Annotated in this window: 14 protein-coding genes; 6 read left to right on the top strand and 8 right to left on the bottom strand. The window is 40.4% G+C overall.

Annotated elements, in window-relative coordinates; all coding sequences use genetic code 11:
* Positions 1 to 12: 12 nt before the first annotated feature.
* The 5 genes from ABS766_RS12755 to ABS766_RS12735 form a co-directional block, all read right to left on the bottom strand.
* Complete coding sequence (locus ABS766_RS12755; RefSeq protein ID WP_408085569.1) at positions 13 to 1,305, bottom strand: MFS transporter; 1,293 nt, start codon at positions 1,303 to 1,305, stop codon at positions 13 to 15.
* On the bottom strand, positions 1,305 to 2,363 hold the full coding sequence (locus ABS766_RS12750) for a glycoside hydrolase family 130 protein (protein WP_408085568.1): 1,059 nt from the start codon (positions 2,361 to 2,363) through the stop codon (positions 1,305 to 1,307). Before ABS766_RS12750 ends, ABS766_RS12755 begins: the two co-directional genes overlap by 1 nt.
* Before the next feature lie 76 nt (positions 2,364 to 2,439).
* A complete protein-coding gene (locus ABS766_RS12745; protein WP_408085567.1) occupies positions 2,440 to 3,915 on the bottom strand; it encodes a RagB/SusD family nutrient uptake outer membrane protein in 1,476 nt (491 codons plus the stop codon).
* Between the two features lie 11 nt (positions 3,916 to 3,926).
* Positions 3,927 to 7,001, bottom strand: a complete 3,075-nt coding sequence (locus tag ABS766_RS12740) for a SusC/RagA family TonB-linked outer membrane protein (RefSeq protein ID WP_408085566.1) — start codon at positions 6,999 to 7,001, stop codon at positions 3,927 to 3,929.
* 186 nt (positions 7,002 to 7,187) lie between these two features.
* A complete protein-coding gene (locus ABS766_RS12735; protein ID WP_408085565.1) occupies positions 7,188 to 11,429 on the bottom strand; it encodes a hybrid sensor histidine kinase/response regulator transcription factor in 4,242 nt (1,413 codons plus the stop codon).
* A 244-nt stretch (positions 11,430 to 11,673) separates the two neighbouring features.
* Between ABS766_RS12735 and ABS766_RS12730 the strand changes: the two genes are divergently transcribed.
* Positions 11,674 to 12,237 carry a DUF6642 family protein gene (locus ABS766_RS12730; RefSeq protein WP_408085564.1) on the top strand — a complete coding sequence of 188 codons (564 nt, stop codon included), beginning with the start codon at positions 11,674 to 11,676 and terminating at the stop codon, positions 12,235 to 12,237.
* Positions 12,238 to 12,340: 103 nt separating this feature from the next.
* The gene (locus ABS766_RS12725; RefSeq protein WP_408085563.1) at positions 12,341 to 12,925 is read left to right on the top strand and encodes an SMI1/KNR4 family protein; all 585 of its coding nucleotides are present in this window, start codon (positions 12,341 to 12,343) and stop codon (positions 12,923 to 12,925) included.
* Positions 12,926 to 12,953: 28 nt separating this feature from the next.
* Here ABS766_RS12725 and ABS766_RS12720 read toward each other — a convergent pair whose 3' ends face one another.
* The 3 genes from ABS766_RS12720 to gldJ form a co-directional block, all read right to left on the bottom strand.
* Positions 12,954 to 14,618, bottom strand: coding sequence for an RluA family pseudouridine synthase (locus ABS766_RS12720; protein WP_408085594.1), 1,665 nt, complete (start codon positions 14,616 to 14,618; stop codon positions 12,954 to 12,956).
* A 51-nt stretch (positions 14,619 to 14,669) separates the two neighbouring features.
* On the bottom strand, positions 14,670 to 15,950 hold the full coding sequence (locus tag ABS766_RS12715) for a UDP-N-acetylmuramoyl-tripeptide--D-alanyl-D-alanine ligase (RefSeq protein WP_408085562.1): 1,281 nt from the start codon (positions 15,948 to 15,950) through the stop codon (positions 14,670 to 14,672).
* A gap of 79 nt (positions 15,951 to 16,029) precedes the next feature.
* On the bottom strand, positions 16,030 to 17,694 hold the full coding sequence (gene gldJ, locus ABS766_RS12710) for a gliding motility lipoprotein GldJ (RefSeq protein WP_408085560.1): 1,665 nt from the start codon (positions 17,692 to 17,694) through the stop codon (positions 16,030 to 16,032).
* Positions 17,695 to 17,891: 197 nt separating this feature from the next.
* Here gldJ and porU point away from each other — a divergent pair, with 197 nt between their 5' ends.
* From porU to pdhA, 4 genes are all read left to right on the top strand, one after another.
* Positions 17,892 to 21,734, top strand: a complete 3,843-nt coding sequence (porU, locus tag ABS766_RS12705; protein WP_408085559.1) for a type IX secretion system sortase PorU — start codon at positions 17,892 to 17,894, stop codon at positions 21,732 to 21,734.
* 39 nt (positions 21,735 to 21,773) lie between these two features.
* Positions 21,774 to 22,961 (top strand): type IX secretion system outer membrane channel protein PorV, encoded by a 1,188-nt coding sequence (porV, locus tag ABS766_RS12700; RefSeq protein ID WP_408085558.1) that lies wholly within the window; start codon positions 21,774 to 21,776, stop codon positions 22,959 to 22,961.
* A gap of 3 nt (positions 22,962 to 22,964) precedes the next feature.
* Positions 22,965 to 23,447 (top strand): cytidine deaminase, encoded by a 483-nt coding sequence (cdd, locus tag ABS766_RS12695; protein WP_408085557.1) that lies wholly within the window; start codon positions 22,965 to 22,967, stop codon positions 23,445 to 23,447.
* A 205-nt stretch (positions 23,448 to 23,652) separates the two neighbouring features.
* Entirely contained in the window at positions 23,653 to 24,654 is a 1,002-nt protein-coding gene (gene pdhA / locus ABS766_RS12690; RefSeq protein ID WP_408085556.1) for a pyruvate dehydrogenase (acetyl-transferring) E1 component subunit alpha, read from the top strand.
* Positions 24,655 to 24,659 lie beyond the last annotated feature (5 nt).

The following is a 24,659-nucleotide window of genomic DNA, read 5'->3' as shown; positions in this document are numbered from 1 at the left end:
ATTGTATCAGGTTTAAACAAGGTTGGTTGCTGCTTCTTCCATTACTTTTTCCGGTTCGGTAGTCTCAGGCTCAGAGGCTATCCTATTGCCGTGGGCAATGATGTTTTTACTTATGAAGATAGAGCATAATTGCAACAGCGCAATAATGCCTATGGCATATCGTAATGCAAAGTCTTCAGATACGGTATAATACAGTACTAAAAATGTTACCGCACCCAATAACCTGCCGGCATAAAGCCCGGTTTCATGGTTAAGGATATAAGCGAATTCGCCACGTTTTTCAATTTTAGAAACAATATCTATTACCCGTAACTGAATGGGGTAATACGCCAGATCCATTAATGGCTTTGCCATAAGCAATAAAAGCAGGAAAATGATAACACCTGTTTGGTTAAACATAATGCCGTTAACGCAGGCACCAATAGCAAAAAGTATAAGCCCTACAGAGAAAGTTTTAATCCTGTCTGCCGGTTTTGAAAAGCGTCCTATAAAATAAATAATAACAGCTGCCAGCAGTGCACCTATAGACTGTGCATTACCCAAAGCGCCTTCTTCGCCAAGTATCTTAAATATAAGCATTGCGGGAGCTGTAACCAAAAAACCCTGGGCAAGGCCTTTAAACGTAGCTAATGATAACAGTTTATACCACAGCGGGTGAAATTTAAAGAAAATATACTTTTTTTGTACGGGGTTTTCAAACCTGCCCCGGAAGCACACTATAGAGGCACCCATAGTAATAACGAATACTATTGCGGTAATAATAACATAAGCATTATGTTTGTCTTCAGCTCCCGTTTTTGACTGAATGAACCAGCCTATAGCGAATGGAATGACAATGGCAATTATGGTGTAAAAAAAAGTTTCGAGGCCGTAATAATAATTACGGTTATCATCGTTAGTGGTAGAAATGGCAAGATAGTCACGGTTAGACCAATAGAGGCCAAATGATAACCCCATGGTAATACCTGCCATACCGATGCCTACTAAACTGAGTGACTTTAATGACATCATGATAATCATGGAAACGCCGCTAAGCATCATACCCGTAGAATAGAGTTTGCGGATATTAAAGTACTTTAGCAAGAAACCGTTGATTAAAAATGTAATGGGAATTCCAGTATAGATGGCTAACTGGTAAATAACCACTTTAGAAGTGTCATCTGAGTTTCTCATAATATATGCTGCCACAAATATATCTATTACCGGTTGCACAAGTGCATATACAAGATTTGTTAAAACCAGTATGCGAAAATTGTGCGACTGGCTTTTAAAGTGGTTAACTTCTGTGATTAGTTTTTTCAGCATTAGTTATATTTTAGTAATGAAAGTATTTCTGTTACTGAAAATTTTGCCGCGCAAACAAACTCATCCGATGCGCCGTAATATACTGTTACCGTATCTTTATCACTATCAAGAATGTGCCCGTTGGTAAACACAACGTTACCAAAAAAACCAGTAAGCTCATAGTCTGCAATTGGCATCATAATAGGCTCTTCGGTCCTGGCCAGTACTTTATAGGGGTCATTAAGGTCCAGTAGCAAAGCCCCAAGGCAATACTGATGGTTTTCATTGGCGCCATGGTATATTTCGAGCCAGCCTTTTTCGGTTTTAATGGGTGCGCCCCCTGCGCCTACACGCTTACTATCCCAAAGGTGTTTGCGGGTTGTGGCAATACATTGGTGGTTGCCCCAGTGTATGCCATCTGGCGATGAGGCCATCCATATATAATTACCTCCTATATCTACGCTACTGGGGCGATGCAGGGCATAAAACAGGCCGTTTATTTTTTCTTCAAATATGGCACAGTCTTTATTGTGCGCGGGAAAAATAAGGCCATGCTTTTTAAATGTTTTCCAATCTGTGGTTGTCCTTAAACCCACGCCCACACCCGTAGGTGATACAGAAGTAAATGTAAGGTAGTATGTGCCTTCAACAAATGTTACCCTGCAATCTTCAATACCAAAAGTTTCCTGTGGGCCTTCGCCCACAAGCCTGGGGTAGCCCTCGGGTTCATAAAAGTTTATGCCGTCTTCGCTGCACATTAGCCGTAAATGCGATAGGGTAGTAAGGTAGTCAGCGCCTTTATAGTTAATAACTCTAGCATCTGTAGCTACAAGCTCGGGGTCATTCTTTTTAATTTCAATGATATTTATATCGCCCGTGTGGGTTAGAACCGGAAACGAAATAGTAGTTTCATGCTGTTTGGGCCTTTCTGCCACCCTTACAATAAGCCAGGTTTTTCCATCAAACTGAAATGCTCCGGGGTTGAGCAGGCAGGTAATTTCCAGGCCGTCGCGGCTTGGTTGTAAATCTGAAGGCGATATTAGGGGGTTTTGGCTAAAGCGTTTTGCAATATCATTCATCTGTGTGGTAGTTATTATATATTTGGTTAGCCCAGGCCTGCATATGCAGCGCCTGAGCCCTAACCCAAACAAGTATTTAATATCCGGGATTTTGTGTTAGTGTTCCTGCAGAAGCGTCAATTTCACTTTGAGGTATGGGGTACAGCATGTGCTTTGGCAGGAAGTTTTTGCCATGTGCCTGCATTACCTCTTGTGCAATGCCCCAGCGTTTAAGGTCCAGCATACGCTGGTTTTCAAAACCAAGCTCCACCCTTCTTTCGTGTATCAGCCAGTTTTTTATGGTAGCAGCATCGGCAGTAGCAGGCCTGTCTGGCAATGTACCGGCAGGTACTGCATTGCCATTAGCGTCTACTCCGTTTCTTGCGCGTTGGCGTATCTGGTTAATAATAGCTACAGCAGCAGTATAATCGCCTGTTTGCAGCAATGCTTCTGCCTTCCACAGCAGGGCATCGGCATAACGTATGTATACCTTATTATTTGGTGCGCTGTCATTACCTTTATTAGTGCCATCAAGGCTGCCCAGCATTTTGTTTACATTTTGTGCTTCTACATTAACAGTATATAGCAACCTTGGGTCATTTGCTTCAAACGCATCAAGAAAATCCTGGCTTGGGGCAAAAAATCCCCATCCTAACGGAGCGCAAATACCATTACCACGCCTTGGGGTAGCATTGGTTTGGTGGTCAAAGGAAAAAATTACCTCATTATCATTGTACTCAGCCGTAAAGCTTTCAAAATAATTTGTGTTAAGGGCATAACCAAGGCCCGGAAGCTGGTCTACAAGTGCAGGTACAGCGCCCCAGTTTTCGGTATACAATTCAGCCTTAGCCAGCAGCGCTATGGCAGCCGCTTTAGAGGCGCGCCATTTTTCGTCATTATCAGAATATTTGCTGTTGGGCAGTAAATCTTTAGCCACGTTTAGGTCTGCCTTAATCTGGTTCCAAACCTGCTCTTTGGGCACCCTTACAGCTACATCAAACGCTTCCTGGTAGGTTTGCACCGGCCTTAAAATAAGCGGTACATCGCCAAAGTTTGTAACAAGCGAAAAATAATAATAGCACCTTAAAAAATATGCCTCTCCTAATAATTGATTTTTTCTTTCGGTAGTAATACCTGTAATAGTTTCAATATCGGGGTTTGTAAGCATAAAAATAGACCTGTTAGTTCTTTTTATGCCTTCATAATCATATTTCCAAAGGCCATTTGGCCCTCCGTTGGTAGAGGTGAACGTAAAATTATTAAGGTCATCTATCCAGGGCTGGTCGCCATCAGATACCCATTTTTTTTCCATATCATCAGATGCAACATCCTGCATTACATAATCGTTCTGGAAAACAAGCCCTCCGGCCCAGTTCCAGTCGCCAAGTATGTTAAGCGTGTTAGAAAGCAGGTAGTATGATGACCTTGCAGATGTTTCTACCATTGTTAATGTAGGTGTATCATCTGCCTGGTCCTGTGTTATTAGCCCTATAGGCTCTGTAGTAAGCTCGTCCTCACATGCAGTAAGCGCCATGAGGCCAATCAGCAGTCCTGTTTTTATATAATTTTTCATGTAGCTTTTTTTTAAAATATTATTCTTGCCCCAAACATATATGCTTTAGACTGTGGGTAAGTACCCTGGTCTATAAGTGATGTAGATTCCGGGTCTAACCCTTTATAATCAGTAACGGTTAGCAGGTTTTGGCCCGATACATAAATACGCACGGTGTTTAACCCTTTAATAGCTTTATTAAAAGTATATCCCAATTCTATATTTTTCAGCCTTAGGTATGAGGCATCTTCAACAAATTTGCTCGATACTTCCTGCCCGCCATTACGGTTAAAAGTAAGGCGTGGGGTGGTGTTGCTTGTACCTTCGCCATTCCAGCTGTTTAAAACATCTGTAGTAGAGTTAAAGGGGCGGCTGTCATAATTCAGTATCTGAATCATATCATTATACCGGTCAACATCCTGCACACCCTGAACCAGGAATGAGAAGTCAAAGTTTTTGTAAGAGGCATTAAAATTAAAGCCGTAGGTAATTTTAGGTATAGGGTTGCCTATAAAAGTACGGTCGTTAGCATCTATCTGCCCATCGTTATTCAGGTCTTTAAACTTCATATCGCCAGGGCGTGCACCATTGGCATTAGTACTAAGGTATGAGTCTATCTCGGCCTGGTTTTGGTAAATACCATCAAAAACATAACCATAATATGCGCTTATTGGCTGGCCAACCTGTGTGCGGGTATGGCTGGCATCATCCTGTATGTTCCTCACATATTTCTGGAGTTTTGTAACCTCGTTATCCAGGGTAGCCATGTTAGCGTTGATTGAGTATTTAAAATCATTGTCATTATCTTTCCAGCCCAGGTTAAATTCAAAACCTTTATTTTGTACCTCACCTGCATTTACATAAGTGCGGTCTATTACACCAACAGAAACGGCAGGGAGCTGTATGGTTAACAGTATATCGCTGGTAATTTTATTAAAATAATCGGCAGAGAAGGTAAGTTTATCATTAACAAAGCCTAAGTCAATACCAACATTGGTTTGTGTTGTGGTTTCCCATTTAAGGTCGGGGTTACCAAAACGTCTTGTATCCACAATACCGTCTGAAGTTGTTACAATGGTTTCATAAGCCCAGTTTGGTATTTCCTGGTTACCGGCCTGCCCCCAGGTTGCCCTTAGTTTGGTATATGACAACCAACCTACATTTTGCATGAAATTTTCGTTGGTTAAAATCCAGTTGGCCGAAACAGAAGGGAAGTACCCCCATTTGTTATTGGGTCCAAACCTTGAAGAAGCATCCGCACGCAATGTACCTGTAGCAAAATACTTGTTGTTATAGCCATAAGTAGCCGAACCAAAGAATGAAAGGAGGCTCCATTCTGTCCTGCTGCCTGAACTGTATGGGTAAGGTGTATTGGCACTACCCAACCCACCATAATCAAGGTATTGAAATGTAGGGGTGGTAATGTCATACAAAGATCTTGCACCGCCCATAGCCTCTGCACTGTTGTTTATAAACTCTGAACCCAGTAAAAAGTTAAGGTCATGGGCGCCAATAGTTTTAACGTAGTTTAATGTGTTAGACCATGTAAAAGTAACATCCTGCCCACGGTTTTCGTTAAGGCTGTTCGGCATGTTGTTCCTGCCCATACCGTAATAAGGGTTAGACGTGTCATTTATATTAGAGTCGCCATAATTTTCGGCAAAATTCTTATTGTGTGAAAAGCGGATATCTGCACCAAGATTACTCCTGAATTTTAGTGATTTATCGCCTAAGAAAGCATATTCGGCAAATACGTTTCCAAAGGTTTGGAAAGTACTCCTCTTATCATTGGTAAAGTGTACAATGGCAAGCGGATTGGAACTGTATTCATAAATTTTACTCCATCCACCGTCAGGCCCTGTATAAAAAGGAAGGTCGGTATACGGATCCTGTGCCGAATAAGTTGGGTCTGAAGGGTTTTTGTATACAGATAGTACAGGTGGTCTTATTAAGGCATGGCGTATAACACCGGGAGCATCTCCGCTTGAAGATAATTTATCCTGCTTTTGAGAGCTTATCTGTATATTGGTGCCAACAGTAAACCGGTCTGATATATCGGCACTCAGGTTGCTCCTGAAGTTAACACGCTTGTACATATCATTTTTCTCTGTTACAATACCATCCATAGCATAATAGCCACCTGAAAGCAGGTAACGCACTTTATCTGTAGCACCACTTGCTGTAATTTGTGCGTTGTTTGATATACCAGTAGTAAATAACTGGTCAAGCCAGTCGGTATCGGCAAGGTCTGTTCTTGTCCTGCGGTCATAGGCATAAGGGCTTTCGGCATTGGCATCGTTACCCAGGGTGTTGTGCCAGGCCCTGTCTTTTACCGTAAGGTACTGGTCTGCATTTAGCAGGTCTGGCAGGTTTGTGGCATGGTGTATACCTGTAAAAGCGTTAACTTCTAAAGTAGCACGGCCTTCTTTACCCTGCTTTGTTGTAATTATTACTACACCGCCTGCAGCCCTTGAACCGTATATTGCGGCAGAGGCGGCATCTTTTAATACCGTCATCGATTTTACGTCGTTTTGGTTAAGCCAGGTAATATCACGCGTTGGCACACCATCTACCACATACAGCACATCATTGTTGCCAAGTGTACCTTCACCACGTATACGCAATTTAATGCCGTCTCCGGGTGCACCGGTATTGGCCGCTACAAATACACCGGCTACCTGCCCCTGTAAGGCCTGGGCCACATCGGCTACACGTGTTTTAGATACATTATCAATATCCACCTGTGCCACAGCCCCTGATATTGAGCTTTTTCTCTGCCCGGTATATCCGGTTATTATCAAATCATTTAGCTGTTCGGCATCTTCAGACATTACCACGTTTATGGTTCCGGTGCTGTTATTAGGTACTTCTTTTGTGGTGTACCCTATAAAGCTAAATACCAAAACATCATTTGGGCCTGCATTAATAGTATAATTTCCGTCAAAATCGGTTACTGTACCAGCGGTTGAACCTTTAACCGTTACGTTTACAGAAGGGAGCGGGCCGGATTTATCAGTAACCGTACCTGATATGGTTTGGGCAAACAGGACTCCGCCTGAAACCAATGCCCATAAAAGGAATAAATTGTGAATAATTTTCCTGCTCATATAATTAAAGTTTTTTTGTTAATGGTTTTACGTTTTTTCATGTCAATTAAGGATAGGTTAAAATTAAAATTGAAAAAAATAAATGTTGGCGAAAACGTTGTAAATGTAGAGAAGGCATAAAAAAGATTGTGTACACTATTTCTTCAAAAGTGTACACAAGTATTAATTAACTGTTATTCAGGTGTTTTAAAAAGTTGCCTTTTTGGCTTTAAATTGCAACTGATAGTTTTTGGGAGTAGTATTATACATTTTTTTAAACTCCCTGTAAAAATAGGAGCGGTTATTAAAACCCGATTTATAGCTTACTTCGCTTACCGTAAGTATGTTTTTGCGCAGAAGTTCGGCAGCATATTTTAACCTGATGGTACGTATTAAATCGCCGGGGGAGAGGTTAAAAATTTCTTTGGTTTTGCGGTATAGCTGAGAGTTGCTTATGCCTATGCTTTTTTCTATAAAAGCGCTATCCAGGTTATCATTATCAATATTGTTGCGGATGAGGTCTATTGTCGTTTTAATAAATGCTTTTTCATCATTATTTATAGGTATCTCCGGCAGGTGGTCTACCAGGGTATCCTGTGCAAAATGCTGTAATATAAGTTCTTTTTCTTCCAGCAGTTTCTGTATACGTACCAAAAGGTGGTCTGGGTAAAATGGCTTTGGTATGTATGAGTTAGCCCCGCTTTCCAGCCCTTCTATACGGTGTTCTACAGAGCTTTTTGCCGTAAGCATTATAAATGGTATGTGGCAGGTGTGCACATCTGTTTTTATAATCCGGCAAAGCTCTACACCATCCATTACGGGCATCATTACATCGCTAATAATAATATCGGGCTGTTGCTTTTCTGTAATGCGTAGCGCTTCGGCACCGTTAAAAGCAAACGTTAGGTTATAAATTTCGCCTAAAAGGCTGTTGAGGTAGGTGTGTATTTCTTTTTCGTCTTCTACCACCAGTATTTTTTTTCTTTTGTCAAGGGCTTTATCTATAGCAATTATTTTATCGGGCAGGCTTTCCTCTTTTTCAGGAGTTTCTTCAAGAATGTCTTTCAGGTGCCCGGAAATTAAAGCCGAAGTATTTCCGTTGTCAATTTCTGTACTTGTAAAGGCTTCTTTAAAGCACGGGATTATAATGGTAAACGTGGTGGCTTCATCCGGTATGCTGCTTACCAGTATTTCCCCCCTTAAAACCGTTACCAGCCTTTTTACATATGCAAGGCCTATACCGGTACGAAACATCTCCGTATCTGAAACCTGCCCGGGATCTGATAAAAAGAAACGGTCAAACAACGCATCAAGTTTTTCTTTAGGTATGCCCTTGCCACTGTTTACTACTATAATTTTCAGCTTTTGCCCGTTTGTAAAGTCAGTTTCACATTCAAGACTTATTTTGCCGTTTTTCGGGGTGTATTTAAATGCGTTAGACAGTAAGTTAAACAGTATTTTTTCTACTTTTTCTTTATCAAACCAGCCTTCAAGCGTGTTGGGTATATCCAGGGCATATTCAATACTTTTATCAATAGCCCAGTCATCAAATAATTCTGCAATCTGCTCCAGTATAGTAACGAGGTCAAAATGGCGCACCTTTACTTCAAGGTGGTCCTGCTCTGCTTTCCTGAATTCCAACAGCTGCTGGGTAAGAAACGAAAGGCGGGAAGCATTTCGCTGTATCATTTTTACAAACTTCCTGTTTTTATCGTCAAGATTATCGGCTTCAAATAATTTTTGCACAGGCCCGGTAATTAAGGTTAACGGAGTTAAAAACTCGTGCGCAATATTGGTGAAAAATGTAAGCCTGTTTTCGTGCAGTTCTTCTTCACGCTGCCTAAAGAATATATTTTGCCTGAGCGATTGCCGTTTTAAATTATAGCTCCTTACAAAAAACATAAAACAAAGCGCTAAAGACCCGTATACCACAAGCGCAGCGTTAGACTGCCACCATACTGGTTTTACTTTTATATCTGCGGTATGCACAGGCTGTGTCCAAACCCCGTCACTGTTAGACCATTTCATCCATAACGAGTAATTGCCGGGCGGCACATTTGTGAAAGAAATTATTTTACGGTTGCCTATATTGTTCCAGTTTTTATCAAAACCTTTTAACTCATAGGCATATTGGCATTTTTCGTTATTGGAGTAGGTAAGCGCTGTGAGATAAATATCAAAAAAATTCTGGTTATGGTTAAGCGTTATAGCGGGTGCATTTTCTGATTTTGGCGATACCAAAAGCCCCTGGAAATAGGGGGTAGCCTGATTATGCCCGCTTATTTTATCAATAAACAGGTCCGGTATTTCGGGCGATACCGTAATGGTTTTCGGCTCAAAATAATTAAAGCCTTTTATGCCACCCATAAAAATATATCCTGATTTACTGTCATAATAAAAAGCGCCGTCTGCAAACTCATTGTTTTGCAGGCCATCGCTTTTAATATAGTTGGTAAATTTGCCATTGCCAGGGTTAAAGTAGGCAACTCCAAAATTGGTACTGAGCCATATATTGTTTTTTCCATCGGGCACAATACCGTGAATGGTATTATTCGGTAAGCCGTTTTGCACAGTATAGTGTTTAAATATCGCTTCGCCATGAGTAGTATAGCCGGTAAGAGTATTTAGGCCAAAGCTTGTGCCTATCCATAATTTGTTGGTGCTGTCTACTGCCAGCGATAATATATCGTTATTAGAAAGGCTATTGCTGTTTCCGGGATTGTTTTTATAGGTGGTAAAAGTATTTGTGAGCCTGTTAAATAAGCTCAGCCCACCAAGGCGGGTACCTATCCATAATTCGTCTTTGCTTTTGGGAACAATAGAAAAAATAATATTGCTGTTTAAGGCATCGGTACGGTTACTTATCGCTGTAAATTTTTGATACCCCACTATTTTAATACTCCCTCCGTTGCGTTCTATTTTTAGCTTTATCATGCCGTAGCCGTTGGTGCCCAGCCAAATGTTTTTATCATCATCCTGGTAAATCGCATATACCGATTTGAAATAGCCGCAGGTGTTACTGCCCTCTATATCCTTCCAGTTTATAACCTTAGAGGTGTTGAGGTCTAATACAGTAATGCCTTCATCATCAGTACCAATAAAAAGCAAATCGTTATTGCCTTTGCACAATGCATATACTGCATTGTCTATAGTGCTGTTGCCCTCGTTAAAATTGGTATACTGCAACGTTGCGGCATTGCCCGGATAGATGCCGGATGTAATATGAAATAATCCTTTGCCTTTTGTACCCACCCACAGTGAATTTGCTGTTTTTGCAAAACACCTTACAATACCGCCATCAAGTTCTGGCATTTGCAGTTTTGATATGTTTTTAAAAGGTTGTTGTTGCGGAAAAATTTTAAGTATGCCATCGCCATCAGTACCGGCCCATAATATGCCGTCATTACCCCTGATGAATGAGGTAACTTTATATTTAGAGAGGAGAGGCATCCAGGGTTCTTCAATGCTTTTGCCGGAGGTATTGGTTATGGTATACCCTGATTTTCCCGAAAGGATAGTATTTTGTGGTGTATGGCCTATAACAGCTTCAAAGCCGTTACCAATGCGTTGCTTATTGGTGCTATCCTGGCTAAATGTATATCCTTCGCCATTGGTATTTAAAATGAGTAAACGGTTATTGGGCAGGAGGTCAAAATTTTTTATTTTACCCGAAACTTTTATTCCCTCACTTGCTATTACTTTATTGCCTTCCCTGTTTATGGTAAAGCGGTACAAATTATTTTCTTCTGTAAGCACAAACAAGTGGCTATCACCTGAAAATTGAAATTCTTTTACAGTTTTGTCTTTAAGAAGCGGAATGTTTATTAAACGGAACTCTTTTCCGTTAAAATAGCCAATGCCCCAGCCTTTTACACTACAAAAAACGTCTTTATTACTGTTGAGCCCAAGGCTGAACTGTGATTCGGAAAGTGGAGAAACAGAGCCGGGTGAAAAGAAGTAATGGTAAAATTTGTTGGATGCCTTATCATAGCGGTTAATGCCATGCATGGTTAAAATCCATATTTGTCCTTTATTATCTTCGGCTACTTTAAGTACTACCTGGTTGCTTAACGAATTATTGTTACCGGGCTCTGGCCTGAATGTTTTAAAGTTGCTGCCGTCATACCGGTTCAGCCCATCCCAGGTGCCAATCCACAACATATTTTGCGAATCCTGAAAAATACAATTAACGGAACTATTTGAAAGCCCGGCAGAGTTATCAAGCTCTTCTAATACATATTTATTGTAAGCGGGCTTATTTATAATGTGTTTTGTGGGGTTAGCTGAAAAGAAGGCTTCTTTTTTATCATCATTTTTTTTGCACGATAAACAGCAGAATAGCAAAAAGCAATAGCAGGCAAGCAGATATCCACACTTAAAAAAGCGCATTTCCTTAAGGGCGGCTTTTTTAGTGAATCCGGAATTTCGTATTTTTAAATAAAAACGCATAATTATTTAGCTTGCAATTTAAAAATACAAAATAAAAGCTTCTATAATTATTATATTGTTAAAAACAGTGGTTTTATTTATTTGTGGCCCTATGATTATTTATTATATGAGCCTGAAATTATTTATTCCGGAAATATGGGCTTTGTATTGTTAGTAAAACGCGTTGTTAAAACTTAAGGGAAGAGGTTTAAAAAACAATAAAACTTTATTTTTGTCAACATATTACAATTGAAAAATAGTTATCATGCTTGATGATGATGATAAATTTATCTTTTGCCTTGAAGCGGTTGCCGATGTTGAAGCGGAAGGGCAGGGGATAGTATTTAAAAATTTGGAAAAATTAGCTTTTGAGCAGGGGATAGGCAGTATTTACAAAATGTGCGATTCTATTGAGGGTTTGGAAGACAGCCTGAATGCACTACTGTATAATGATCATAATTTTAAAAATTATGAAATTATTTATTTGGTAATGCCGGGTGAAAAAAATAATATACGCATTAGTGGTTATTATTACAGCCTTGAAGAAATAGCAGAACTTTTTGTAGGCAGGCTAAAAGGCAAAGTGTTGCACTTTTCAAACACCAAGGTACTTGATTTAACCAGCGATGAGGCTCAGTATTTTTTAGATGTAACCGGGGCAAAGGCTATTTCGGGTTATGGGGAAACGTCTCATATAGCCAGTATAAGCCTTGACAGAATTTTCTTTAGCCTGTTTGAAGATGAAGATAACCTGGTTGAAATTGTAGAAGACTTGCACAGGAAACACTATGCACTTTGTAAAATGCTTGATTTCAGGTTATATTATTAATGTAATAGTGTTTTACTTAAGTCAAGCACGTGTGGTTTTTATAAATAGTTTCACAATAGGGATTTAGGGATGAAATTGCCGAATAATTTAAAAACGCAATCTGATGGATAATTTTGAAATTAAAGAACTTGTATACAAGTTTAAAGATTTAGGAATAGAAAAATCGTATGACAATGCTATCCTGATAGGCAAAGCACCTTTTAGGGGACCTATGGGCTGGTTGAATATTTTATATCCGCCATTGAATGTTGAGGAAGTAAATGTATTAGAGCAACATTTAGAAACTGAAATCCCAAAATCTTATAAATCTTTTTTGTGCAATTTTACTAATGGGTTAAACATTTTGTCATCAACATTTAGCCTGTATGGCCTGAGGCGGCAAATCAACAGGAATATTGATTTAAATATCAGACAACCCTATTCCATTATAACGCCTAATGTTTATGAAAGGCCGGATAATGCTAAAGATAGCTTCTTTTTTATAGGAGGATATAATTGGGACGGCTCTAATTTATATATTGATACTCAAACAGACAAGGTCCACTGTTGTGAAAGGTGGGATGCAACTTCTAAATTTGAATGGAATTCCCTTGAAGAAATGCTGTTGTCAGAATTGAAACGTTTATATGGATTGTTTGATAATACGGGAAAAGAAATTGATGAGGATGTAAAAACCATTCCTTATTAAAGTAGAAAAGTGCCTGCGTATTTGTTTTTTAAAACGGCTCCTTTACTTCAAAACTTAAGCGCTCTTTGGTTTTAGGATGAGTAAATTCTAAATAACCGGCATGTAAATGCAGCCGGTTTGCTGCGGTGCCATACAAGTCGTCGCCAATAATAGGGGTGTTTAGCCCGTCGAGGTGGGCGGCATGCATGCGTAACTGGTGGGTGCGCCCTGTTAAAGGCCAGAAATGTACTTTTGTTGCTGACTCAAAACGTGTAATTACTTTCCACTTTGTAATGGCTTTTTTACCATATTCGTAGCAAACCATTTGCCGGGGCCTGTCATCAAGATCACCCCGCAATGGTAAGTTTATCTCACCTTCATCCTCTGTTACTATCCCGCTAAGCAATGCTGTATATCTTTTATCAACTGTGCGTTTTAAAAATTGCCGTTGCAGGTGCTTATGCGCTTCTTTCGTTTTGGCAATAACCAGTAAGCCAGAGGTTGCCATATCCAGCCGGTGCACTATAATTGGATCTGTGGTAACCAGTATGTTTTTAAGGCGTGTATAAACAGAGTCCTGAATATTAATACCGGGTACGGATAGTAATTCCTCCGGTTTATTTACCACTATTAGGTACTCATCTTCAAAAACTATTTCCAGCTTTTTTGATTCTCCTAAATTAATAAGCAATGGATTTTCATCGGTTTCAATATCCTGCAGCATATGTTTTAATATGGGCTGGCACTTACCTGTGCAGGCGGGGTAGAATTGGCGGTGCTTACGTATTTCTGATTTTGGTGAAGCACCCCACCAAAACTCAGCCATAGCCAAAGGCTTGAGGTTATATATAAAAGCGTATTGCAATAATTTTGGCGTGGCACATTCGCCCGCAGCTGCAGGCGGCCTGCCAAAAGCAGTAGCACTGAATATATCTTTAAGGCTTTTGTGCTGCCCGTTTTTATTTAAAAAAGTGTATTGGCTAAAAAGCTGGTTTTGCAGGCTGGCCGATTTTTCCTTACGCTCTTTGCGCAGGCCGTTTAGTACTTCATCAAGGGTGCCTAGTGCTTCTTTATGCGTTGCCAGTATATGCTGCCATTGCTCTGTGAGTGCTTTGAGCCTTCTTTTGTCAGCAAGGCTTTCTTTTATGAGTTCTTCATCAAGTGCGGCAAATGCTGTAGTTTCTAAAACGGGCTTTTGCGCCTGCCTTATAGCATTGCGCTGTAGTTTATTTTTTCTAAGGAATTTCTTTAACAGGTCTGTTTCCTTAACTGACTTTTCTGTGAAAGATTTAATGTCAGCCATGAGTTTTTGATAGTGGCTGCTGTTTTCTATTTCCTCAATTTTAGCATTAAGGGCATTAAGGGTTTCTTCCTCTTTAAGGAAAAAACTATTCTCTGTTAGCATATCAAAAACGGGAGGGACAAATTTTTTATGAAGGTTGGTGCCTCCAAGTTTCCCTGAAAAAGCCCATAAATAACCTAGTCTTCCGTAGCTGTCTTCAACAACCAGTACGCCAAACATTTTACCTATTACCGGGCCTTCGGCAGCATCACCAAGGCCAAAGTTATGTATTATATCCGTTTGGCTTTGCAGGTAGTTTTGCAGTTTTTCAGCGGCTATTTCGCTAAGTTTATGGGGTTGGTAAAAAAAAGGAAAAGTAAACCGTTTGGGTGGGGTAACACCTTTAATCTCATTATCCGAAAAATATAGCATCTTATCCAAAACCTGCCTTCAATTTTTCTGCAAAAATACTATTTACTTTTATTATATTACCTCCAGTACCCTTTCCAACGCCATACCCCTTGATCCCTTTATGAGTATAGTGCTGCCCCTGTGCCTTGTGTTACTTACACCATCGGCCAGGTCTTCAAAGTTTTTATAAAAGTGCCTGTTACTCTCATTGTTACGGTTGCTGTAGAAAAACGTTCCGGCAAAATAAACGGTAAGTTCTTTGCCGTGCAATAAATCAATTATCTTTTTATGCTCTTTATCACTCTCATTACCAAGTTCAAACATATCGCCCAGTATAGCCACTTTGTTTTGGGCATCAAGCTGTAAAAAGTTTTCAAGTGCGGCAGCCATACTGCTTGGGTTAGCATTATAGGCATCTAATATAATGGTGTTACTGTCTTTTTCAAACAGTTGCGACCTGTTGTTTGATGGTGTATACCCCTCTATGGCACTTTTAATTTTTACATCGCTTATTTTGAAATAATGCCCTATAACAATGGCAGCACAAATGTTGGTAGCATTGTATAACCCGATTAAGTTTGACTGTATGTGGATGCCGTTATATTTAACATTTACTAACGGGTTGGCATCTATGGTATCAATTTTTACATCGCAGTTATAATCAGTAACCGAGAAGGTTATGCGGGGAATGTCTTTTGTTTTTTCTTTCTGTATGGTGTCATCAAGATTTACAAAAGCAGTTTTAGTATGCTGTTTAAGGTAATCATAAAGCTCGCTTTTACCTTTAATAATACCTTCATATCCTCCAAAGCCTTCCAGGTGTGCCTTGCCAAAATTGGTGATATAGCCAAAATTAGGTTCGGCAAGGGTGCATAAAAATTCAATTTCTTTCTGGTGGTTAGCACCCATTTCTACAATACCTATTTCGGTATCTTTTGTAAAAGATAACAAAGTAAGCGGAACCCCAATATGATTGTTAAGGTTGCCTATAGTAGCCTTGGTACTATATTTTTGAGAGAGTACTACGTTTATAAGCTCTTTGGTTGTGGTTTTGCCGTTACTGCCCGTAAGGGCAATAACAGGCAGCCCCAATTGCCTGCGGTGGTACTTTGCCAGCTGTTGCAGGGCTGCAAGGCTATTTTCTACCAGCAGGGTATCTGTACCAGCCGAATATTCCTCAGTATCAATAACCGCATATTTTGCCCCTTTTTTAAGGGCTTCAGCGGCAAAAGCATTGGCATCAAAATTTTCTCCTTTAAGGGCTATAAACATACAGCCTTCGGAAATTTTACGGGTATCAGTGCATATGCCGCTACATTCAGTAAAATAACGGTACAGCTCTTCTGTTGTCATATATTCAGGGTTTAATACTGTGCAAAAAAATAAGCCCTAATATAGGGCTTATTTTTTAATTTATTTTGAGTGCACCATATTAGTTATGGGCTGTTTTTTTACCATTTTTAGGTCCTACCTTAGACATGGCACACCTAAACCCGATATAGTCTGTAGCCATATCCTGAGGGTAATACCTTCTTTGTGCAGGGTCTAACCAATAAGCCCTGTCTCTCCATGAACCACCTTTATAAACACGTACATTGTCGTTTATAAGTGTAGTCCTGGTGTCAGATTTGTCATACTCCCTTAACATGTTACCAAGGCTGTCTTTTGCAACAAGGTGTTTAGGGCTGTCGTACATCCTTTGGTCTGCAGAAGGGTCTGCTTCATCACCAAAATTATAATAACGCGTAGACTGCCTGTCACCATCCCTCCAGTTCCTGTTGTCACTGCGGGTGTAGTTTTGCCTTAGGTAAGTATCTTCAGATGTAATTTGCTCCTGGGCTATTTGTCCCGGCAGGTTACGGTATTGTATTCTTCCGTTAGCAAGCGTATCATATTCAATGGTTTCTGCAGTTACAATTTCTGCCCTGCCATCATCACCAATCTTATTTTTCATATAAACGTTACCACGGTAGTAGTTAAAGTCGTTACCTTCGTCATCAACTATTGGGCGGTATACGTCAGCTACCCACTCTGCTACGTTTCCGGCCATATCATAAAGGCCAAAATCATTTGGTGGATATGTTTTTGCAGGTGCAGTAATATCTGCATTATCATCGCTCCATCCTGCAATTCCTCCGTAGTCACCTTTACCTTGTTTAAAGTTGGCAAGCTGGTCGCCTTTGCTTTGTCTTGAACCGTTACGGGTGTACTGGCCCTTCCATGGGTATTTTTTGTTACCCCTGTACAGGTTATACTCGCGGTTACCCACAAGGGCTATTGCAGCATATTCCCATTCTGCCTCGGTTGGCAGCCTGTATTCAGGTAAAATAATACCAGAGGTAAGCTGTGCATACACATTTGTAGCATCCTCTTTTCCGGCAAGCTTATTATTACGGCCTTTAAGCACAATTTCTTCGTTACCGCCACGGCTTTTGCTAGGGCTGTCTAAATACGCTTCTGTACTAAAAGTACTTTCTGCTGTAACATCGGTAATTTTTGAATCTCTTTTAAGGTAACCCTCTTGTTCAAGTACACCTTCGTTTACACGGTCAGTTCTCCATTTACTAAATTCAACAGCCTGTATCCAGTTTACACCTACAACAGGGTAATCTGCATACGATGGGTGCCTTAAGTAGTACTTGGTCATGGTTTCATTATAACCAAGCGAGCTTCTCCATACAAGCGTATCAGGCAAAGCGCCCACATATATGTTTTTATAATTTTCCTCAGTAGGTGGATATACCCTCTTAAGCCAGTCAAGGTATTCCATATACATAACGTTAGTAACTTCGGTTTCATCCATAAAGAATGACTGAACGTGCTGCTGTGTAGGAGTATTGTTCCAGTCATGCATCACATCGTCCTGAACCCTTCCCATGGTAAATGTTCCGCCTTCAACCGGTACAAGCCCTGGTGCAGCTTCCTGCTGCTTGTACTTAGAGTTGTGTTGGAAACCACCCTTCTTGTCATTAATTTTCCATCCTGTAGCTGTAGATGTATTACCCCCTCCGGAGCCCTTTTTACTACAGCCGGTAAATCCAACAGTTACCGCCGTTGCCAGTAACATTCTTAGAACTGTGATCTTGTTAACTTTCATCTAGGTAATAATTTTGTGGCGCAATATAATAATTAACCATTAAACTGCAACGTCATTTTATAATTTTTAATAAAAATCCAAAATTCTGTGCATTAACTTCTGTCTAAACGCAGTTTTTAAAGTAATATTGCAGTTCAGGATGATAAAAAAATATTTTTTACCCGTAATATAATGCCGGGCTTTACGTTTTGCTATTGATGAAAACTACTTTTATTATTTCATTTTTTCTTCTTTCGGCGCTTTGTTTTGCGCAACAGGCGGGCGAAGTGACACTAAGCTGGGTTGACGGGCAGGTGACTTTTATAGGTGATACCAAGGTAGAGATTCCGCAATTTGATGCAAATTACATGCAGTATGATGCCACTTTAAGGCAGCTTGGTTTTGCAATGCGTATACCTGTAAATGGCCCGGCAAACGCAAGTTCGCTGCAGGTTACCCGCGTTACCTATGAAAGTATAACCAAGGAGCAGCTTGGTGACCTTAATCCTAATGTTTTAACGGGGGTAATAAACCCTGTATTGCAAACGGTCATCGCCCGTTCTGTATATTATGCTGATTTATCTATTAATCCTATTATAAAAGAAGGTAACGCGTACAAGCGTGTAAAATCATTTCAGTATACTTTTACTATAGCAAATCAGAGAAACGCTGCACGTACATCAGATTTTAATTCAATTTCAAATTCTGTAGTGGCCTCCGGGTCATGGTACAGGTTTTATGTAGAAAAATCGGGCGTTTATAAAATTACCAAAGGGTTTTTGCAATCGCTGGGCTTTAATGTAAATACCGATCCGCGTAACATTAAAATTTATGGCAATGGCGGGCGCATGCTTCCACTTTTAAATGCTACGCCTTATCCGGCCGACCTTGAAGAGAATGCTGTGCGTTTTGTGGGAGAAGAAGATGGCGATTTTGATAGTGGCGATTATATATTACTATATGCCGAAGGAGTTGATAACTGGAATGAGGAAAGCGGTACACATAATAATTTATATGCCAGCCGTTCCTATTATTATGTTACATCGGGCAGTGGCCCCGGTAAACGTATACAGCAACAGCTGCAGCCAGCATCGGCACCAACTTTAAATGTTTCTACTTTTGATGAATATCAGTATCATGAACAGGATCTTGTAAATATTGCCCGGGTTGGCCGTAAATGGCTGGGTGAACAATTCAATATTAATAATGAACAGGAGTTTGATTTTGAAGTTCCGGATATTGATACATCTGTACCTGTAAAAATAACAGTAAGCGCAGCAGCCAATTCATTAGGCAACACATCAATGGCTGTTACAGCAAATGCTGCGGCAATTGGTACCCTGGGTTTCACACCCCCGGCTGTACATACATTTGCTACAGATGCACGGCTCACCAATACCTTTAATGCTTCTGGCGGGGCCATAACGGTAGCCCTCACCTATAACAATAATGGTTTCCCCGGCTCTAATGCCTGGCTTGATTATATAATTTTGCAGGCTAAAAGGCAGTTAAAAGGAAATAATAAGCAATTTAGGTTCCGTTATAATGATGCAGCTAATGATGTTGGTGTAATACAGTACAATTTTAGCAATGCTACGGGTATAACTGAAGTTTGGGATATTACTGATATATATAATGTGAGCAGTATAACTAACGATGCAGGAGCAGCTTTTTCATTTAAAGCGGCTATGGGCGAGTTAAGGCAGTATATAACAGTTGTGCCAAATGATTTTTATTCGCCATTGCGTGAAGGGGATACAAGGGTAGCTAACCAAAACCTTAAAGGCACTATTTTTAAAAACAGCCAGGGGCAGTTTCAGGATGTAGACTATATTATAGTTACCCCCGCTTTTTTGCACAGTAATGCCGAAACACTTGCTAACCTGCACCACAGCCATGAAGATATAAATGTAAAAGTGGTAGACCTTGAAAATATTTACCAGGAATTTTCTTCGGGGAAGCAGGATATTGGGGCTATACGTAATTTTGTTAAATACGTGTATAACAATGCGTCGTCAATACAAAACAGGATTAAATACCTGTGTATGTTCGGCGACACCTCTTTTGATTATAAAAACCGTATACCTAATAATAACAATATAGTACCTTCATTTCATTTCTATAGCGATACGTCGCCCAGTTCAAACTACAGTGAGGTGGCAGCTTTTGTGTCAGATGATTTTTTTGGGCTTATGGATGATAATGAAGGGCGGATGCTTAGTGGTAGTGAGGCGCTTGATATTGCTGTAGGCCGTATGCTGGTAAATGATGGTGTGCAGGCTGACCAAATGGTAAATAAGGTGTCAGAATATCTCAATCCTGAATCATACGGCAGATGGCGTAACGAGTATATTGTTGTGGCAGATGACCTTGACGGTGATGGTTCAAGTGGATTTGTTACCCAAATGGAAGACCTGGTTGAAGAGATAAATTTATACAGGCCATTTGTAAATGTACGCAAAATATATGAAGATGCCTGGGTGCAGGAAGCCTCGGCAGGCGGGCAGCGTTACCCCGAAGCAAAAGCAGAGCTGATGCGCTCCATAAACTATGGGGCATTGGTGGTTAGTTATCTGGGGCATGGTGGCGAAAGGGGCCTGGCGAGTGAGCGGCTTTTTGAAGCTGAAGATGCGCAAAACCTCACCAACCAATATAAGTATCCGCTGTTTGTAACGGCTACCTGCCAGCTTACAAAATTTGATAACCCTTACCTCCCTACAACGGGAGAGTACACCTACTGGAATCCAAAAGGGGGGGCTATTGCCATGATAACCACAACGCGGGAGTTGTATATTACTGAGGCAAATACATTTAGTGATACCCTTACCAATAAATTATATGCTTTTGGGCAACCAACCACACAATACCCTACAATGGCTGAAGCCTTGCGCCTAACCAAAATATCAAGCAGCGGCGGTAATAAAAACATATCATTTGTAGGCGACCCGGCCCTTATGCTGGCCATACCCAAACCTAATATTGTGCTTACAGAAATTAATGGTGTTCCGGTGGCGGGATCAACCGAAGTGCTCAGTGCACTTTCATATGTAAAACTGGGCGGTATTATTACAGATGAGGCCAATAATTTGCTGGGTAGCTATAATGGTGAGCTTGAAGCATCTGTTTTTGATAAGCCTATTGATAAAACTACACTGGCTAACGATACAAACAATGATAGTGATAAGCATGAGTTTACAATACTGGGCGAAACCATTTTTAGGGGTAATGCTACGGTAACCAACGGACATTTTGAATTTGGGTTTATTGTGCCGCGGGATATACGTATACCGATAGGTGAAGGCCGGGTGAGTCTTTACTCTAAAAAAAATAATGTGCTTGAAGACCAGACGGGTTATGATAATTCTATACAGATAGGAGGGATAAATAACAATGCAGAGGAAGATAACACAGCGCCGGTAGTGCGGCTGTATATGAATGATGAATCATTTGTATCGGGTGGTATTACCAATAATTCGCCTTATTTACTCGCTTTTCTGGAAGATGAACATGGTATTAATACAGCAAGCGGTATAGGCCACGATATTTTGGGGATATTAGACGGTGATGAAACCCATCCATTCATTATGAATGATTATTATGAAACGGAACTTGACGATTACATGCGGGGTAAGGTTAGGTATCCGTTTGTAAACCTGGAAAAAGGCTTGCATACCTTACAGTTTAAAGCATGGGATGTGTATAATAACCTTGTTACTGCCGAAATTCAGTTTGTAGTAACCGGAGAAGATGAACTAAAACTGGACAAAGTATTAAACTATCCAAACCCTTTTGTAAGCTATACCGAATTCTGGTTTAACCATAACAGGCCTTTTGAACCCCTTGATGTGCAGGTGCAGGTATTTACCGTAACCGGTAAAATTGTAAAAACCATTAACCAGTCTGTTACTACCGATGGATTTTTGTGCCGGGATATAAAATGGGATGGTCGTGATGATTTTGGAGACAGGATTGGTAAAGGTGTGTATATTTATAAACTTACGGTACGCTCTACTGTAACCCATAAAACGGCAGAAAAATACGAAAAACTTGTGTTGCTGTAAAAAATACTATATTTGTGACCCATTAATTTCAATATAAAAATGAAAAAAATACTATTGTTTGCTATTTGTTTTTTAGGAGTACAATTAGTTAAAGCCCAGAACGACACACATGTAATAACTACAGGTGTGCCATTTTTACTTATTGCTGCCGATGCCAGGGCTGCCAGTATGGGAGACCAGGGGGTAGCAACCTCTACCGATGTTTTTTCGCAGCAATGGAACCCCGCAAAATATGCTTTTGCATCAACCGGGCAGGGCGTGGCTTTTAGTTATACACCTTATTTAACAGATATAGCTAATGATATCTCTTTAGGCCAGATAAATTATTTCAATAGGTTTAATGAACGTAGTTCATTTGCAGGTAGCCTGCGTTATTTTGGGCTTGGCGATATAGAACTAAGGCAAACGGGCGACCCAAATGAAGTGCCGGTTACAAGGAGCCCTAATGAACTCTCTGTAGACCTTTCTTATTCACTTAAACTTAGTGAGCGTTTTGCCATGTCGGTAGCAGGACGGTTTATAAGCTCAAACCTTAAAATACCCGAAGCAGCAGGTGGTGGCGATGCCAGTGCGGCTACTTCTTATGCTTTTGACCTTTCGGGTTTTTACCAGTCTGAAGAAATGCCATATTCAGATTTTGACGGCCGCTGGAGGTTGGGTTTCAATTTTCAGAACCTTGGGCCTAAAATAAGCTATGACAATGACCCTGAATTGAGTTCAAACTTTTTACCGGCCAATATGAGGCTTGGTGGTGGTTTTGATTTTATTTTTGATGAATACAATAAAATTGGCGTAAATGTAGAAACTACTAAATTATTGGTGCCTACACCACAGGATGTAGAAGATTTTAATGACGATGGCGAAATAGATAATTCAGATTATACTATATTAAATCAAAGATATAATGATATTAACTGGGTGTCGGGTATATTCAAATCATTTGGCGATGCCCCGGGTGGTTTCCGTGAAGAGTTAAAAGAGTTTACCTATTCACTGGGTGCCGAATACCTTTATCAGGATGCTTTTGCGGTAAGGTTAGGTTATTTTAACGAGAGTAAAGATAAAGGAGCACGTAAATTCTTTTCATTGGGTGCAGGTTTTAAATATACTATTGTTAAAATAGATTTGTCATACCTGTTCTCTGCATCACAAATACGCAACCCGCTCGAAAATACACTTCGTTTTTCGCTTAGCTTTAACTTTGGAGACGAGTATTACGAATATTAATATATGGAGCACATCAGCATCACATCATCTTTTACGGTTTATCATTCTCTGGATGAATTGCCTGTTGATGTGTATGAGCTGATGCAAAAAGCAGTAGAAGCCCGTAAAAAGGCCTATGCGCCCTATTCAAAATTCAGGGTTGGGGCAGCCGTTTTACTTGATAATGGCATAACGGTGCAGGGCTCTAACCAGGAAAACGCTGCATTCCCTTCCGGTTTATGTGCCGAAAGAGTGGCCATTTTTCACGCCGGGGCAGCATACCCGGGGATTAAAATAAATAAGATGGCTATTACGGCAGCAGCCGATGAAAAAGAAACCACAAGCCCAATACCGCCATGTGGTGCCTGCAGGCAGTCTATTGCGGAGTATGAAATGAAACAGCAAGGGCCTATAGAAATATGGTTTATGGGCAGTACCGGGAAAATATACTGTTCAGCATCATTGCAAAACCTGTTGCCTTTGGTTTTTGACAGTAGCTATTTATAATACAGGGGAGGACGTTTTAAGTGCCTCCCTTTTTGTAGCGTATATTTATTTATAACATAACAGACAAAAAAAGTAAAATACTTAATTTTATGCTTTTACTTATTAATAGTATGTTTTACTTTTGTCCTTCGCAAATTTGTGTGAGGAAACTGTTTGCGCTTTTTTTAGGAAAACATTATACAATACATTAGCAATTAATTAAGCAATGAAAGAAGTTACAAAAGAAGTGTACCTTGATTGGTATGAAAATATGCAGTTTTGGCGTAGGTTTGAAGATAAGCTTGCCGCCTTGTATATACAACAAAAAGTCCGAGGTTTCCTTCACTTATATAATGGCCAGGAGGCTGTACTTGCAGGCGCACTGCATGTTATGGACCTGTCTAAAGATAAAATGATAACCGCTTACCGTAACCACGTTCAGCCAATTGGCATGGGTGTAGACCCAAAAAGGGTTATGGCAGAGCTTTTGGGTAAAGCCACAGGTACTTCTAAAGGTCTTGGCGGCTCAATGCACATATTCAGTAAAGAAAAAGGCTTTTATGGCGGCCACGGTATTGTGGGGGGGCAAATTCCCCTTGGTGCCGGTTTAGCATTTGGCGATAAATATTTTGAAACAGGTGGTGTGACCCTATGTTATATGGGCGACGGTGCTGTACGCCAGGGATCATTACACGAAACCTTTAACCTGGCAATGCTCTGGAAACTTCCGGTAGTATTTATTTGCGAAAATAACGGTTACGCCATGGGTACCTCGGTAGAGCGTACGGCAAACCATACCGATATATGGAAACTGGGTCTTGGTTATGAAATGCCTTGCGGCCCTGTAGACGGTATGAACCCGGTTAAAGTGGCTGAGGCCATGCAGGAAGCTGTAGACCGCGCTCGCAGGGGAGACGGCCCTACATTTCTTGAAATGAAAACGTACCGTTACCGCGGACACTCTATGAGTGATGCGCAGCACTACCGTACTAAAGATGAAGTGGAGGAATACAAAAAGATAGACCCTATTACACAGGTTCTGGATATTATAAAAGAAAATAACTACGCTACAGAAGAGGAAATTGAAGCGATTGACCAAAAAGTAAAAGACTTGGTAAGCGAGTGCGAAAAATTTGCGGAAGAATCTCCGTATCCGGACTTAAGCGTTATGTATGACGTTGTTTACGCACAGGAAGACTATCCTTTTTTACCACATAAATTACAATAACAACC

This window comes from Flavobacterium rhizosphaerae (genome assembly GCF_046000445.1).
In the GTDB taxonomy this organism is placed as follows: Bacteria; Bacteroidota; Bacteroidia; order Flavobacteriales; family Flavobacteriaceae; genus Flavobacterium; species Flavobacterium rhizosphaerae.
Note: the sequence above shows the minus strand (reverse complement) of the source record. Positions and strands in the feature narration are given on the sequence as shown.